This is a genomic window from Motilimonas thetidivivens (genome assembly GCF_046452435.1).
Lineage (GTDB): Bacteria > Pseudomonadota > Gammaproteobacteria > Enterobacterales > CBDFNC01 > Motilimonas.
Window position 1 is genome coordinate 157,647 of sequence record NZ_JBKFDK010000002.1, and the last position, 15,031, is coordinate 172,677.

14 protein-coding genes are annotated in these 15,031 nt (G+C 44.4%); 4 read left to right on the top strand and 10 right to left on the bottom strand.

Features of this window, described 5'->3' with window-relative positions; translation table 11 throughout:
- Nucleotides 1-50: 50 nt before the first annotated feature.
- From ppiD to ACK8OT_RS02905, 7 genes are all read right to left on the bottom strand, one after another.
- Entirely contained in the window at nt 51-1,952 is a 1,902-nt protein-coding gene (gene ppiD, locus ACK8OT_RS02875) for a peptidylprolyl isomerase (RefSeq protein WP_410194999.1), read from the bottom strand.
- 139 nt (nt 1,953-2,091) lie between these two features.
- Nucleotides 2,092-2,388 carry an HU family DNA-binding protein gene (locus tag ACK8OT_RS02880; protein ID WP_410195068.1) on the bottom strand — a complete coding sequence of 99 codons (297 nt, stop codon included), beginning with the start codon at nt 2,386-2,388 and terminating at the stop codon, nt 2,092-2,094.
- Nucleotides 2,389-2,591: 203 nt separating this feature from the next.
- Nucleotides 2,592-4,940, bottom strand: a complete 2,349-nt coding sequence (gene lon, locus ACK8OT_RS02885; RefSeq protein WP_410195000.1) for an endopeptidase La — start codon at nt 4,938-4,940, stop codon at nt 2,592-2,594.
- A gap of 158 nt (nt 4,941-5,098) precedes the next feature.
- Entirely contained in the window at nt 5,099-6,382 is a 1,284-nt protein-coding gene (clpX, locus tag ACK8OT_RS02890) for an ATP-dependent protease ATP-binding subunit ClpX (RefSeq protein ID WP_410195001.1), read from the bottom strand.
- Nucleotides 6,383-6,542: 160 nt separating this feature from the next.
- The gene (gene clpP, locus ACK8OT_RS02895) at nt 6,543-7,166 is read right to left on the bottom strand and encodes an ATP-dependent Clp endopeptidase proteolytic subunit ClpP (protein ID WP_285229707.1); all 624 of its coding nucleotides are present in this window, start codon (nt 7,164-7,166) and stop codon (nt 6,543-6,545) included.
- 86 nt (nt 7,167-7,252) lie between these two features.
- On the bottom strand, nt 7,253-8,566 hold the full coding sequence (tig, locus tag ACK8OT_RS02900; RefSeq protein WP_410195002.1) for a trigger factor: 1,314 nt from the start codon (nt 8,564-8,566) through the stop codon (nt 7,253-7,255).
- Between the two features lie 278 nt (nt 8,567-8,844).
- Complete coding sequence (locus tag ACK8OT_RS02905) at nt 8,845-9,792, bottom strand: chemotaxis protein CheV (RefSeq protein WP_410195003.1); 948 nt, start codon at nt 9,790-9,792, stop codon at nt 8,845-8,847.
- A 123-nt stretch (nt 9,793-9,915) separates the two neighbouring features.
- Between ACK8OT_RS02905 and ACK8OT_RS02910 the strand changes: the two genes are divergently transcribed.
- Nucleotides 9,916-10,239 (top strand): hypothetical protein, encoded by a 324-nt coding sequence (locus ACK8OT_RS02910; RefSeq protein ID WP_410195004.1) that lies wholly within the window; start codon nt 9,916-9,918, stop codon nt 10,237-10,239.
- A 74-nt stretch (nt 10,240-10,313) separates the two neighbouring features.
- On the opposite strand, the gene pyrC is transcribed toward ACK8OT_RS02910, so the two are convergent.
- On the bottom strand, nt 10,314-11,351 hold the full coding sequence (pyrC, locus tag ACK8OT_RS02915; RefSeq protein ID WP_410195005.1) for a dihydroorotase: 1,038 nt from the start codon (nt 11,349-11,351) through the stop codon (nt 10,314-10,316).
- Between the two features lie 160 nt (nt 11,352-11,511).
- A complete protein-coding gene (locus ACK8OT_RS02920) occupies nt 11,512-11,988 on the bottom strand; it encodes an FKBP-type peptidyl-prolyl cis-trans isomerase (protein WP_410195006.1) in 477 nt (158 codons plus the stop codon).
- Between the two features lie 139 nt (nt 11,989-12,127).
- Between ACK8OT_RS02920 and ACK8OT_RS02925 the strand changes: the two genes are divergently transcribed.
- From ACK8OT_RS02925 to ACK8OT_RS02935, 3 genes are all read left to right on the top strand, one after another.
- On the top strand, nt 12,128-12,262 hold the full coding sequence (locus ACK8OT_RS02925; protein WP_410195007.1) for a hypothetical protein: 135 nt from the start codon (nt 12,128-12,130) through the stop codon (nt 12,260-12,262).
- Complete coding sequence (locus ACK8OT_RS02930; RefSeq protein ID WP_410195008.1) at nt 12,246-12,710, top strand: DUF2390 domain-containing protein; 465 nt, start codon at nt 12,246-12,248, stop codon at nt 12,708-12,710. Before ACK8OT_RS02925 ends, ACK8OT_RS02930 begins: the two co-directional genes overlap by 17 nt.
- A 61-nt stretch (nt 12,711-12,771) precedes the next feature.
- Complete coding sequence (locus tag ACK8OT_RS02935) at nt 12,772-13,971, top strand: ABC transporter substrate-binding protein (RefSeq protein ID WP_410195009.1); 1,200 nt, start codon at nt 12,772-12,774, stop codon at nt 13,969-13,971.
- An 87-nt stretch (nt 13,972-14,058) separates the two neighbouring features.
- Here ACK8OT_RS02935 and ACK8OT_RS02940 read toward each other — a convergent pair whose 3' ends face one another.
- Entirely contained in the window at nt 14,059-14,928 is an 870-nt protein-coding gene (locus ACK8OT_RS02940; protein ID WP_410195010.1) for a flagellar protein MotY, read from the bottom strand.
- Nucleotides 14,929-15,031: the final 103 nt, after the last annotated feature.

Below are 15,031 nucleotides of genomic sequence, written 5' to 3' on the forward strand. Positions count from 1 at the left end.
AGCAGCGCTACCCTTAATAATATATCTGCCTAGCGCTATTTCAAGCCGAGTTATTCCGCTTTAGGATAGCTAATCTCGGCGCGAGCTTGCAGTAATTTTAGCAGAGCTTGATAAGAAGTATCTGCCTGAGTGTTTTGAATGAACTGGCTTAACTGACTCGTTTCCGTGTCACTTGGCACTGTGTCAGCGGCAACTTCAATTACTTTATGAAGCTCAACAATCGACACATCCCCATTCATTAGCGTCACCTTAGAGCGCACAATCTCGTTCTCTTTCGGTTTAGCTAGGGTAAACACTGTTCGTGCAACTTCTGGGCTAGCACCCGGATCCATACGGCTAACTGTGGTTAACTCTGTGAAGCTCAGTTGTGCTTCTTCAAGTTCAGCAGTCACGTCGACACCTTGCGCTAATTTAGCCATTAATGCATCTGCGTAATCATTTGCAGCAGTTAAGGCTTTTTCACGTTGAAGGCGAAGCTCAAGCTCAGGTTTAACCTCGTCTAAGGTTTTTACCTGTTGCGGCTTATAATCAGTAACACGAATTACCATCACTTTCTCAGGAGTCAATTCAATGACTTCCGAGTTGAGTTGTTCTTCACGTAATGATTCACTAAATGCTTGCGCTAATACAACTTGCTCCGCAAATTCACCTTCAGCCGTGGCACGACTAAATAAGCCCGTTTGTTGGACTTTTAGGCCCGCTGCATCAGCTGCTTCGGTTAAGCTATCTGGCACTTCAAATGCTGTTTCACTTAACTTTTGCAACTTGTCATAAAACACTTCCATCGCTTGGTCATGCTTTAGGGTTGCGGCAATTTTGTCTTCAACGTCTGCTAACGGTGCAGCAGCGTCGGCTTCAACTTCAAGTAGTTTGATAATATGGTAACCAAACTCACTTTTAACCACTTCAGAAGTATCACCTACTTGCTCTAGCGCAAATGCGGCAGCTTCAAAGTCAGGATCCATCACACCTTGTTCAAACCAATCTAGCTCACCGCCATTTTCACCACTAAAGGTGTCACTAGAGAAGTTTTTAGCAAGCTCAGCAAAGTCATCACCAGCTTGTACTTTCGCTAATAGATCTTGAGCGGCTTGTTCAGCGTCGTCTTGATTAATATCAACGAGGATATGCGCCACACGACGTTTTTCAGGTGCTTTGTAATTAGCTTGGTTCGCTTCGTAGTAAGCGGCAACCGCGCCTTCCTCTAAAGTAATGCCTTCGCTTAATGCAGCTTTATCCAGTAACACATACTCAAGGTTAACCTGCTCAGGATGCTGAAATGCGTCTTTATTCTCTTGATAGTATTCATCAAGCTCTTGCTCACTGACACTCACCTTGTCTAAGAAAGGAGTGACCGCAATATTTAGCTGTCGCACTTCACGTTGCTGCGCTTGCAAACGATAAATTTGCAATGCTTCACTCGGTAAGCTGATCTCACTGCTTAAATAAGCTTGCAGTAATTGACGACGAGTCATGTCTTGGCGCAACATTTCTGGGAACTGCTCAGCTTGAATGCCTGACTGACGCAGTACGGCTAGATAAGTATCGTTATCAAATTTTCCGTCACGTTGAAATTCTGGCATAGAGCGGATCGAGTTTTTGATTTGCTCATCGCTAACACGTAAACCTAACTCATCAATGGCTTGATCGGTTAAACGCTCGCTAACCAGTTTCTGTAAAGCGTTGCTACGCAGTTGCTGAGCAAACGAAGGGTCTGCAGCGATAGCGGCAAATGACTCACCATATTGCTGCTCAACTCTGCTTCTCTCTTGCTGATATGCGGTTTCTAACTCTTGGCGTGAAATATCTTCACCGTTGACAACGGCTGCTGGCTCTTCTGTGCTTGAGCCTAGGTAACCACCAACACCTGCTAATGCAAATGATAGGATCACTACCCCTAAAATAATCTTTGCCGCGGGGCCCTGCGCACCTTCGCGAAATTTATCCAACATGCTGTACTTCTCTCTTAATTCCCTGGACAAAACCTAAATAAAAAAAGCGCATCAGTCAAAGATGCGCCAGAGTATCTGCTCTTGAGCACTGATGCCCAAGTGTATCAAGTTTCAGCCTGCAGGTCTGCAAACTCTTTGATTAGTTACAAGCGTCTTTCAGCGCTTTACCAGCTTTAAAGCCTGGTACATTAGCCGCAGCAATTTCAATGGTTGCGCCTGTTTGTGGGTTACGACCAGTACGCGCGCTGCGCTCTTTTACTGCAAAAGTTCCAAAACCAATTAAGGCAACTTGGTCACCGGCTTTTAAACTCTCTGTTACAGCATCTACGAATGCATCTAAAGCACGTCCCGCAGCTGCTTTAGAAAGATCTGCACCATCAGCTACTTTGTCGATAAGTTGAGCTTTATTCACTATTTTGTCCCCTATAGTTCTTATACTTAATCTGGGTTGACCAACTTAGTTAGTCACTACTAACCCCATCAATATTGAGAATTTGACACTTGGCCCGTCATCAGAATTGGTAAAGCAAAATATCAATCTGGTTAAATCTACTGCCAGCCTAGGGTGGCTGGCAAGCAAATTTCCCCCTGTAACCCGCTAACTTTGCGGATCATCAAGTTTTTTCGATAGCAATTGCGTTAACTCACCACTTGAAATTTTTCTGGGTGCTCTTGAAGTGCAACCGCGAGCACCTCATCAATCCAGCGAACCGGTATAATTTCTAGCTCACGAGTTACGTTTTCTGGAATTTCTTCCAAATCACGCACGTTTTCATGAGGAATAAGAACGGTTTTAATTCCACCACGTAATGCCGCTAATAACTTCTCTTTTAAGCCGCCGATTGGCAAGACTTCACCACGTAAAGTAATCTCCCCGGTCATGGCTACATTCGCTTTGACTGGGTTGCCCGTCAAAGATGAAACTAGGGCAGTACACATGGCAATACCGGCACTTGGACCATCTTTTGGTGTCGCACCTTCAGGTACATGAACGTGAATGTCACGTTTCTCGTAAAAGTCTGGGTTGATGCGTAACTTTTCAGCACGAGCGCGAACCACTGTCATTGCTGCTTGAATCGACTCTTGCATCACATCACCCAAAGAGCCGGTATGAATAAGTTTACCCTTACCCGGTACAGCCGATGTTTCGATGGTCAATAGATCACCGCCAACTTCGGTCCAAGCGAGACCGGTAACTTGGCCTATTTGGTTGTTCTCTTCTGCTTTACCATAATCACATTTCTGTACCCCTAAGTATTCCTTAAGGTTCTCCATGTTAATGGTGACCGACTTAATGTCTTTATTAAGCAAGATTTTTTTCACTGCTTTACGGCAAAGCTTAGAAATCTCTCGCTCAAGACTACGTACGCCAGCTTCACGGGTATAGTAGCGAATGATGCCAATAATCGCCGAGTCCTCGACGACTATTTCATCCGGTCTTAAACCGTTACGCTTAATTTGCTTATCAAGCAGATGCTGCTTAGCAATATTGAGCTTCTCATCTTCGGTATAACCCGATAGACGAATGACTTCCATACGATCAAGCAAAGGACCCGGAATGTTCATCGAGTTTGAGGTTGCCACAAACATCACATCCGACAGGTCATAATCCACTTCAAGGTAGTGATCGTTAAAGCTGTTATTTTGCTCAGGGTCGAGTACTTCCAATAATGCAGAAGCAGGATCACCGCGCATATCTGACGCCATTTTGTCGATTTCATCGAGCAAAAACAGTGGGTTTTTAACCCCAACCTTGGACATTTTTTGAATCAATTTACCCGGCATAGAGCCAATGTAAGTCCGACGATGGCCTCGAATTTCAGCCTCATCGCGCACACCACCTAACGCCATACGCACATACTTTCGTCCTGTGGCTTTTGCGATAGACTGTCCCAGAGAAGTTTTACCTACACCAGGAGGACCGACTAAGCAAAGAATTGGGCCTTTTAATTTATTGATGCGGTTTTGCACCGCCAAATATTCAAGGATCCGCTCTTTTACCTTTTCTAATCCGTAATGGTCGGCGTCGAGAATATCTTGCGCTTTGGCCAGGTCTTTTTTCACCTTAGAGCGTTTTTTCCAAGGTACGCCTATCATCCAATCGATATAGCTGCGTACCACGGTCGCTTCTGCCGACATCGGAGACATCATTTTCAGCTTTTGCAATTCCGCTAAGGTTTTTTCTTTACCTTCCTCGGTCATGCCTGCTTCATCAACCTTTTTGGCAAGCGCTTCAAATTCATCGGGCGCGTCATCAAGCTCACCTAATTCTTTCTGGATCGCTTTCATTTGCTCATTAAGGTAATACTCGCGCTGGCTCTTCTCCATTTGCTTTTTAACGCGGCTGCGAATTTTTTTCTCTACCTGAAGGAGGTCAATTTCAGACTCCATCATGGCCATCAAGTATTCTAAACGCTCCGGCACTTGTGAAATTTCAAGTACGGTTTGCTTGTCGTCAAGCTTCAATGGCATATGCGCCGCCATGGTATCAGCAAGGCGATCGGCATCATCGATAGCACTGACCGACGTCATTACCTCAGGCGGAATTTTCTTGTTCAGTTTGACATAGCCTTCAAACTGGCTGATGGCACTGCGAATTAATACTTCTTCTTCACGCTCATCTATGGTGTCTGTGGTCAGCTCAGTGACTTCGCCGACAAAATAGTCTTCCTTATCAAGGAAACACTCCAGCTTGGCGCGACGGCTACCTTCAACCAGCACTTTGACAGTGCCATCAGGTAGTTTAAGCAGCTGTAAAATGTTAGCGATAGTACCCACTTCAAACATGTCTGTGGTATCAGGATCATCTTTGGTCGCATCACGCTGAGCCACCAATAGCACTTGCTTGTCTTGATCCATCGCCGCTTCTAAACAAGAGATGGATTTTTCGCGGCCAACAAAAAGCGGGATGACCATATGTGGATATACCACTACATCCCTTAGGGGTAAGACAGGGATCTCTATGCGCGAACTACGCTCTAAACTCATTATGTCCTCTCTTTTTCGAATACTGGGCCATCTTATTCTGAGTATATTGGGGCAATAGCAAGATATTCAATGGCATATGAAGTAAATTTGCAAAAAAGTAAAAAAGGGGCCGAAGGCCCCTTAATAACTGGTAATAACTGATTATTTATTCATCAGTTTTAGTCAGCTGATGCCGCCTTACTATCATTACTTTGATAAATAAGAATAGGATCAGATTCCCCTTTAATAACGGTTTCATCAATCACTACTTTACTCACATCATTCACTGAAGGCAGGTCATACATAGTATCCAGTAGCACCTGCTCTACAATTGAGCGCAAACCACGAGCCCCTGTCTTACGCTCCATCGCCTTAGCAGCAATGGCGCGCAACGCATCGTCTCTAAACTCTAGTTCGACATCTTCCAACTCAAACAACGCCGCATATTGCTTTGTTAGCGCATTTTTGGGCTCTTTAAGAATTTGGATTAGCGCATCAGCATCTAGCTCTGCCAGTGTCGCCACTACAGGTAAACGCCCGATAAACTCAGGGATCAGACCGTACTTAACCAGATCTTCAGGCTCGGTTTTAGTGAAGATTTCAGACAAACTTGCTTTGTTGTCTTTCGACTTCACCTGAGCACCAAAACCAATTCCGGTACCGGTGTGAACGCGTTGTTCGATTACCTTGTCTAAGCCAGCAAACGCACCACCACAGATGAATAGAATTTTGCTGGTATCTACTTGCAAGAATTCTTGTTGTGGATGCTTACGTCCACCTTGCGGAGGCACAGAGGCAACCGTACCTTCAATGAGTTTCAGTAATGCTTGCTGTACGCCTTCTCCCGATACATCACGGGTAATTGAAGGGTTATCCGATTTACGTGAAATCTTGTCGATTTCATCAATGTAAACAATACCGCGCTGCGCCTTCTCTACATCATAGTCACATTTTTGCAGTAGTTTTTGAATAATGTTCTCGACGTCTTCACCCACATAACCCGCTTCGGTTAAGGTGGTTGCATCAGCCATGGTAAACGGCACATCCAGTAAGCGTGCTAAGGTTTCAGCCAATAGCGTTTTACCACTACCGGTTGGGCCAATAAGCAGAATATTACTCTTACCTAACTCAACACCATCGGCAATCTTATCGGCATTTCTTAAGCGCTTGTAATGGTTATAAACGGCTACTGAAAGCACTTTTTTAGCGTGCTCTTGGCCGATAACGTAATCATCTAGGTGTGCTCTGATCTCATGGGGAGTCGGTAAGCGATCACCTTCCTGTTTTGGAGCGATTTCTTTGATTTCTTCACGAATAATATCGTTACAAAGCTCAACACACTCATCACAGATATAAACGGAAGGGCCGGCAATAAGCTTTCTAACTTCATGTTGGCTTTTGCCACAGAAAGAACAATACAACAGCTTACCGCTATCTCCCTCACCTTTACGCTTATCTGTCATTCGTTAACCTCACCTTTGGCTTTTGCATGTTTCTGTTCAAAGCCTGCTTTGAACGCTATTACTGTTCGAGCTGTAGTTCTTGCTCTCAGTTTAAATCATTTACCGGGTAAATGCTTAATCATGACTTAGTCTTGACTTAGTCATGAGGCATCGTCTTGATTTAGTCTCGACGCTGCAGAATGGAGTCCACTAACCCATAGTCTACTGCTTGCTGAGCCGTCATGAAGTTATCACGGTCAGTATCACGTGCAATCACATCGTATTCTTGACCGGTGTGCTCAGCTAATAATTCATTCATTTTACGCTTGATGCGAATAATCTCTTGAGCATGGATTTCGATATCTGACGCTTGGCCTTGGAATCCACCTAATGGTTGGTGAATCATTACCTTAGCGTTAGGTAGCACATGACGCTTACCCGCTGCACCACCTGCAAGTAAGAACGCGCCCATACTGGCAGCCATCCCCATACAAACAGTACTAACGTCAGGCTTGATAAACTGCATGGTGTCGTAAATAGACATACCCGCACTGATTGAGCCACCTGGTGAATTAATATAAAGGAAGATATCTTTGTCAGGGTTTTCTGATTCAAGAAACAGTAATTGAGCCACCACCAAATTCGCCATATGATCTTCAACCGGACCGGTTAGAAAAATCACTCGTTCTTTTAGCAAGCGAGAATAAATATCAAAAGAGCGCTCACCTTTGGCTGTTTGCTCTATGACCATAGGGACAAGTGCGTTACTTGGCGTATCAAACATATTATCAAAGCCTCTCGACATAGATGATTATCCTTAAACAAAAATGGCTCGGGTGAACAGTCACACGAGCCATTATAATGATTAGATTAGACTAGATGTCAAATCTATTATGCGTTTGCCGCTGCTTTATTCATTACTTCGTCGAAAGTTGCTTCTTTTTCCACCACTTTCGCTTTTTCTAGAACGAAGTCAACCGCTTGCTCTTCTAATGCTACGTTTTGAATGTTTTGCAGTGCTTCTTTGTTGCCTTTGTAGTAAGCCACTACTTCAGCTGGATCTTCATAAGCAGATGCTGCATTTTCGATAATAGCGTCTACACGCGCTTCGTCAACTTTTAGCTCGTTAGAACGAATCACTTCACCTAGTAATAGACCAACTTTTACGCGACGAACAGCTTGTTCTTCGAACAATTCAGCAGGTAGTTCAGGCATATTTTTAGGGTCAATTTGACCACCAAAACGCTGCATTGCTTGCTGACGAAGTACGTTTACTTCACTTGCTACTAACGCTTTTGGCACTTCGATGTCGTTTGCATTTACAACTGCATCAAGTACTTGCTCTTTCACTGTGTTTTTCAGTGTTTGCTCAAGCTCACGCGTCATGTTTTTCTTAACTTCAGCTTTTAGCTCTTCTAGGTCGCCGCTAGCAACACCAAACTTCTTCACGAACTCTTCGTTTACTTCTGGTAGCTCTAGCGCTTCAACTTTAGATACAGTGATGGCAAATTTAGCCGCTTTACCTTTTAGGTTTTCAGCGTGGTATTCTTCAGGGAAAGTCACATCGATTTCAAATGACTCGCCTGCTTTTTTACCTTTAACGCCTTCTTCAAAGCCTGGGATCATGCGGCCAGAGCCGATTGCTAGTTTGAAGCCTTCTGCTTTACCGCCATCAAACTCTTCACCGTCGATAGAGCCAACGAAGTCGATAGTTACTTGGTTTTCGTCATCAGCAGCTGTGTCTACTTCAACCCATTTAGCGTGTTGCTTTTGTAGCGTCACTAGCATGTTATCTAGGTCTGCATCGGTTACTGAAGCTACTTTTTTCTCAACTTCTAGCTCCGCAAAATCCGCTAGCGTTACTTCTGGGTAAACTTCAAAAGTCGCTACGAAAGTGAAATCTTCACCTTCTTTACGCTCGTTTGGCGTTAACGCTGGAGCGCCCGCTGGGTTTAGTTTTTCAGCCATAATAGCTTCAAAGAAATTACGCTGCATCAGCTCGCCAGCAACTTCGTTAGAAACAGCGGCACCAAAACGCTTCTTGATTACTTTCGCAGGTACTTTACCAGGACGGAAACCGTCGATACGCTGTGTTCTTGCTAGTTGACGTAAACGGCTGTCTAATTCTTTATCGAAGTTTTCACCTGGTACGGTGATAGTCAGACGGCGTTCTAGTCCTTGAGTCGTCTCTACAGAAGCTTGCATTATATTACCTCAATTCTGTTCGGCGCTGGCTGGCCGAAATCTATCTTTCAAAAGGTAGCAAACTACCTTTTATTGCTAAAAAGTCAAGATAGGCAAGGCCTACCTTACAAAATGATATGTTTTAATAGGTGCTAACCTAGAATTTGACGCGGCATTATAGCGATGGATTGCCCCATAGTCGAGAATACAAATGGGACAATTAGTGAAGATAGTCGCATTAACGGTGTAATTGCGTCGATAATTGCAGCAAAAACTCAGTTAATGCAACCGCAAGCGGCCTACTCCTTACCTAAAACTTGCTTCAAGCGGGTTTGAGCAACCTCTACCAGTAAATCGGGTTGAAATTTAGAAATAAAGGCATCGCAGCCCACTTTTTCTACCATGGCATTATTAAAGCTGCCACTTAATGAAGTATTCAGTGCGATATATAAATCGCTCATTCTGGGGTCGTTTCGTATCTCATAAGTCAACTTGTAGCCATCCATCACGGGCATTTCAGCATCAGTAATTAATAATAATATTTCATCGGTCACTGTTTTGCCTTCATCACACCAGCGCTTAAGCAACTTCAGCGCTTCCATGCCGTTCTCCACTCCGATTACTTCAAGGCCTAGCTGCTCTAAGGTATCCGAAACTTGACGCCTTGCCGTGGGCGAATCATCGGCATGAAGCACCTTACGCCCTACAAATTCGTTGACTATTTCCGCATCTAATGTGCCTTCTGAAATTTCGATGTTATAGGTTACGATTTCAGCTAACACTTTTTCGACATCAATAATTTCAACTAGCTTTTGCTGATCTTCATGATCAACTTTTGTTATGGCGGTTAAATAATGTGCTTTGCCTACGGTATTTGGCGGCGGCATAATATTTTGCCACGTTAAGTTAACGATGTTTTCCACTTTACCGACCAAAAAACCCTGCACCGTTCGGTTATATTCCGTGATGATCAAATTGCATTCCTCATCAATCGGAAGCGGCCTCATTCCTATTGCTTCACGTAAATTAATCACTGGAATACTGTGGCCGCGCAAAGTCGCAACACCGCATACCTTAGGATGAGAGTTGGGTAATGAATTAAGAGGCGGCAATTTCACCACTTCTTTCACCTTAAACACATTGATGGCAAACAACTGTGAGCTTTGTAAGCGGAACATTAATAGCTCAAGTCGGTTTTCACCGACTAACTGGGTTCGCTGATCAACGGAATCAAGAATGGTCGCCATGCCTACCTCTGTAGTAAATTATTCGCTATTATGCGCACGACACGCTTATTAGCATTCTAGTATAAGTAAATTATCTTTACTGCTAAACCCAATCACTTCAGTAATTTTTGTTGGTATTACCTAATGCGAGACCTTACATTTACCGGTTTAAAAGCGCACCCTGCAGCCGTGTTGATTATGTTTATCCTAGCAACTGGCATTTTTTGCTATGGTTGGATAGACATATCGACCACCTTGAGCCAATCTCAATTGCTTAGCCGAGAAACATTTCTGTCCATGTTTAATGATAGAACAAATGGACGAGGTTATTTACTCTGCGCCGCCTTTAGTTTACTTCTCAGCTTATACGCCCTTGGAAGTTACCAAGGCCATTTCATTTATCGCGTAATTTGTTATTGCAGCTTAATTCTGGGGGGCAGTTTTGCGGGTTTCATGGCATTCATTTAATGGCCATCAAACTAAGAATGACTAGATAAAAAGGTTGAAAAGAGCCTGCATCATACAAGATGCAGGCTCTAGGGCTATGCCTTAACTTGCCAAGAGATGGTATCGCCGGCTTTAATTGGCACAACTTTAGCTGAGCCAAATGCCATCGATTCAGGAACCTGCCACTCTTCTTTAACTAAGGTGATGGTGTCTTGGTTACGAGGTAAACCATAAAAATCTGGGCCATTGAAGCTTGCAAATGCTTCTAGATTTTCCAATGCATCCATCATTTCAAAGGCTTCGGCATAAAGCTCAATCGCTGCATGCGCAGTATATGAGCCCGCACAGCCACAAGCTGATTCTTTCGCGCCTTGAGCATGAGGCGCTGAATCCGTGCCTAAAAAGAATTTCTTATTACCACTGGTCGCGGCTTCCAATAATGCTTGCTGATGAATGTTACGTTTAAGGATCGGCAAACAATAAAAATGCGGTTTAATGCCGCCCACGAGCATGTGATTGCGATTATACAGTAAATGATGAGCAGTAATGGTTGCTGCCACATTCTCGCTAGCCTGAGCAACGAACTCAGCGGCTTGCTTGGTGGTAATATGCTCCATCACTATTTTCAAGTTTGGAAAGCGGGTAACCAATGGCTTCATCACTTGCTCAATAAACACCGCTTCACGATCAAAGATATCAATATCATGATGTGTCACTTCGCCATGTACTAGCAACAACATCCCTACTTCTTCCATCGCCGCGATAGCATCAACAATGTTATCGACAGAGGTAACGCCTGAGTCTGAGTTAGTTGTCGCACCCGCTGGATAGAGCTTAGCAGCATACACCTTGCCACTTGCTTTGGCTTTACGGATCTCATCCGCTGTGGTGTTATCGGTGAGATATAACACCATCAAGGGCTCAAATGTCGCACTCTTGTTATGGCTCATAATACGTTCACGATAGGCAAGTGCGGCAGCTGTATCTGTCACCGGTGGCACTAAATTTGGCATGATAATAGCTCGCCCCATATAGCGGCTAATATCACGGGTAGTGTCTGCCAATGCCTCACCATCACGAAGGTGAACGTGCCAATCATCAGGGCGAGTAATAGTTAAAGAGGTAGTTGACATGATTTTCTCCATACGTGCATTTGCACCAAGTGTAATTTATAACGCGTTTTGAGTCATGATATGAGCAAAATAAGTCATCGCCAAGGTCAGCTAGCCCCAGCAGTAAGACTCTAAGCAAGGTTGTAAAAAAGGAGCCGCAGCTCCTTAATCTAATAGCAGATTAATGTTGGTGACCACCTTCACCGTGAGCGTGCTTATGCGCAATCTCTTCTTCGGTAGCTGGGCGCACGCCGGTTACCTTCATATCAAATGTCAGGGTTTTGCCAGCAAACGGATGATTGGTATCAACCGTGATCATGAATTTACCCACTTTTACCACAGTGACTTGGCGAGGACCATTGTCTGTGTTCACTTGCGCTATCATACCCGGTTGCCATTTATTAGCACCTTGAAGGTGTTTCACTGGAATACGCTGTAGCGCATCTTCTTGACGTTCACCGTATGAATCTTTTGGCGCTAAGGTAACCTTAACTTCATCGCCTTGCGCTTTCCCTTCAAGTGCTGCTTCAATACCTGCCAACATGTTGTTTTGGCCATGTAGGTAAGCAATCGGTTGACCATTGCTTGTTTCTAGCAGCGTGCCATCAGCGTCGGTTAACTCGTAAGAGAATTGTACTACGGTATTTTTTTCGATCATTTTTTCTGCTCTTGTCTGAAACCATTATTAAACTGCTGCCGACTTTAACAATCGCGCCAGTTTGACTCAAATTTATTTTAATAAACGGTAAAAAAACTGTGTAACATAGAGCGCAAAATAACATTGAATTAGGTCATAAATGAATAAAAAACCCATATCCGAAGAAGAGCTTGCATTGTGGATAGAGCAAGTGCACAACAGCAGTTGTTGCAGTGATATCGTGCCCGACAGGGAATCAGCAGAGCCCGAAACAAAAGATGACCAATCCAATTAAGGCGTTGTGGCAGCGCTGTGAGCGCCTCTACAATTCAAACCGGACGCCTTTGCTGTTAAGCCTGCAAGAAAGTGACGGGGTTAGCGTCAACTTACTTCTGCTGGCATTGTATTTAGACCAACACCATCTTCTGCTACCTCAAGCAACTTGGTATGAGCTAAACCAGCATGCTGAACAATTTGAGCGGCGTATTTTACGGCCCTATCGCCTGCGTCGTAAGCAATTAAAAGGGCTATCCTCGCCATGCGCTTATCAAAATATACTGATGCTTGAACTCGAGTTAGAGCGTCTTTTGCAGCAACAACTGGCATCGTTACTGCCCCAATCCATTGTTCAAGGCAATGCCAACAGCCAACAAAAAGCAGGAAGAACCAACAACCTTAACCGCTACGCTCACACTCGAGATCTCAGCTTAGCGCAATTAACCCCCATTTATTCAATAAATTAGCTACAATCATTGCGATAGCACTCGACACGGTGACAACTTAAACCTTACTTAGGAGTACAGCATGCGTTATCTCGTCAACCTGGTTTATTGTTTATGTTTATTATTAGGGCATCAGAGCCTCACTCAGGCCACAAGTTGGTCAGAGCTAGAGCAACAAGCCAAGGGCAACACCCTCTATTTTTATGCCTGGGGCGGCGCGCAATCCATCAATGATTACATTCAATGGGCAGCAGACGAAGCCAAACACCGCTATGACATTGAGGTAGTGCATGTCAAAGTGGCCGATACGGGGACGGTGGTTAACCAAGTTTTAGCGGAAAAAACCGCAGGCAACCTTAATCAAGGCAAGGTAGATTTGGTCTGGATTAACGGTGAAAACTTTGCGGCAATGAAGCAACAGCAACTGCTATTTGGACCTTTCACTCAACACCTGCCAAATATGGCATTGACCGACAGCAATGAAAAGCCTTCCATCGCCGCGGATTTTACGGTGCCGGTTGATGGGCTTGAAGCACCTTGGGGCATGGCACAATTGGTGTTTATGGCCGACCAGCAAAGGGTTAAGGAATTTCCTGATTCGATGGCCGCTTTACTCGCCTATTTAAAGCAGCACCCTGGCCAATTTAGTTACCCGAAAATCCCTGACTTTCACGGCTTAACCTTTGTTAAACAGGCATTAATCGAAACGACTCAAGCCAATCCGGCCCTTTATCAAGACGTCAGCCTAGCTGATTTTGATCAAGTAACGGCGCCACTGTGGCAATACCTAGATCAGCTTCACCCATTAATGTGGCGTAAAGGCCAAACATTTGTCATTAGCCAAGCCCAATTAAAGGCCAAACTAAATGACGGTGAAATAAGCATTGCCTTTAGCTTTAATCCCAATGATGCTGCGAACAGCATCAGTAACGACGAGTTACCCGACAGCGTAAGATCCTATGTCCACAGTCAGGGCAGCTTAGGCAACACCCATTTCCTTGCGATTCCATTTAATGCAAGCCAAACTGCAGCGGCGCAGGTCTTTGCCAATTTTTTAATGTCACCACTAGCGCAAGCTCGCAAAGCCGATCCTGCCATTTGGGGCGACCCCACCGTTCTAAGCATGGCTAAGTTATCGCCCGAACAACAGGCTTTGTTTAATCAAGCGCAGCGCCACCCTGCCAGCTTACCCGAACAATCATTGGGCAAAATATTATTGGAGCCACATCCAAGTTGGGTAAACCAACTTGAACAAGCTTGGCTGTCGCGTTATGGACAGTAACAAAGCTATGGTTAATAGCAGTTTCAATGCAAAAAAAGACCCGCATATTGCGGGTCAACACGGTTAAAGAATCAGGTAGAGAATGGCTTAGATTTCTTCGCGGCCAATGGATATAACCACTCTGCGGTTTTTTGGCCGCTGCACATCGGAGCGGTTATCCGCTATATGACGTTTTTCACCGTGACCTTCAACGGTAAACTTTGCCGGATCAACCCCTAGCTCGGTTAAGTATGTTTTAACGCTGTTGGCGCGCTTTTCAGATAATTGTTGATTGCCCCATCGACCGCCATAACTGTCCGAATAACCATCTATTAAAATGATATTCACCGCTTCATCATGGCGCAAATATTCCCCTATCATTTGCAATCTTTGCTTAGAATGGCGGGTTAATTCACTGCCATTTTTGACATAATTTAAAATACTGAATGAAATATCGTCAAAGCTATAAGGCAGCAAACCCGCAACACAATCAGTAAAATCTTGATATTTTTGTCTAAAATTAACCGCCGATAACGCCACTTGAGTCACTCGGTCACGGTTGTACCAGTCTTGGAAGATAAAGGTTGGAAAATGCCCGTCTTCTAGCTCATTGAGCATGGCCCAAGCGCTTTGACCGTTGATATAGCCGTCAAATCCTTCATGAAATTGAGCTAAGGTAATATCGTCAGCGGCAACACCGGGGCGCCAAGAGGGAGGCACCGAACGTAGCGTCACTTGGCGCGTGGCCGGTGTTTCACGGCGGCCGTCTAAATCAAAATCCAAATTAACGGATTTACTGGCACGCACGGTAAAACGAGCATGACCAAAACGTGGAATATTGTGATCTAAAGTACATTCGATTGGATTGGACTTGGTCACTTCCCAAATAGAGTTGGTAAGATCTGCTGTGTAAATTTTGTTAGATGCCAATGCTGCGGGCGACAACATTAACATGATCAGGTATTTCCAATTCGCCATAACTTACTGTCCACTTAATGGTGCATTTTGCGACAATATCCAGCCAGCTCAAACCAGCTTAATCCTTGTATCGGCGCTCTGAGCGCATCCTTTAATATATTTT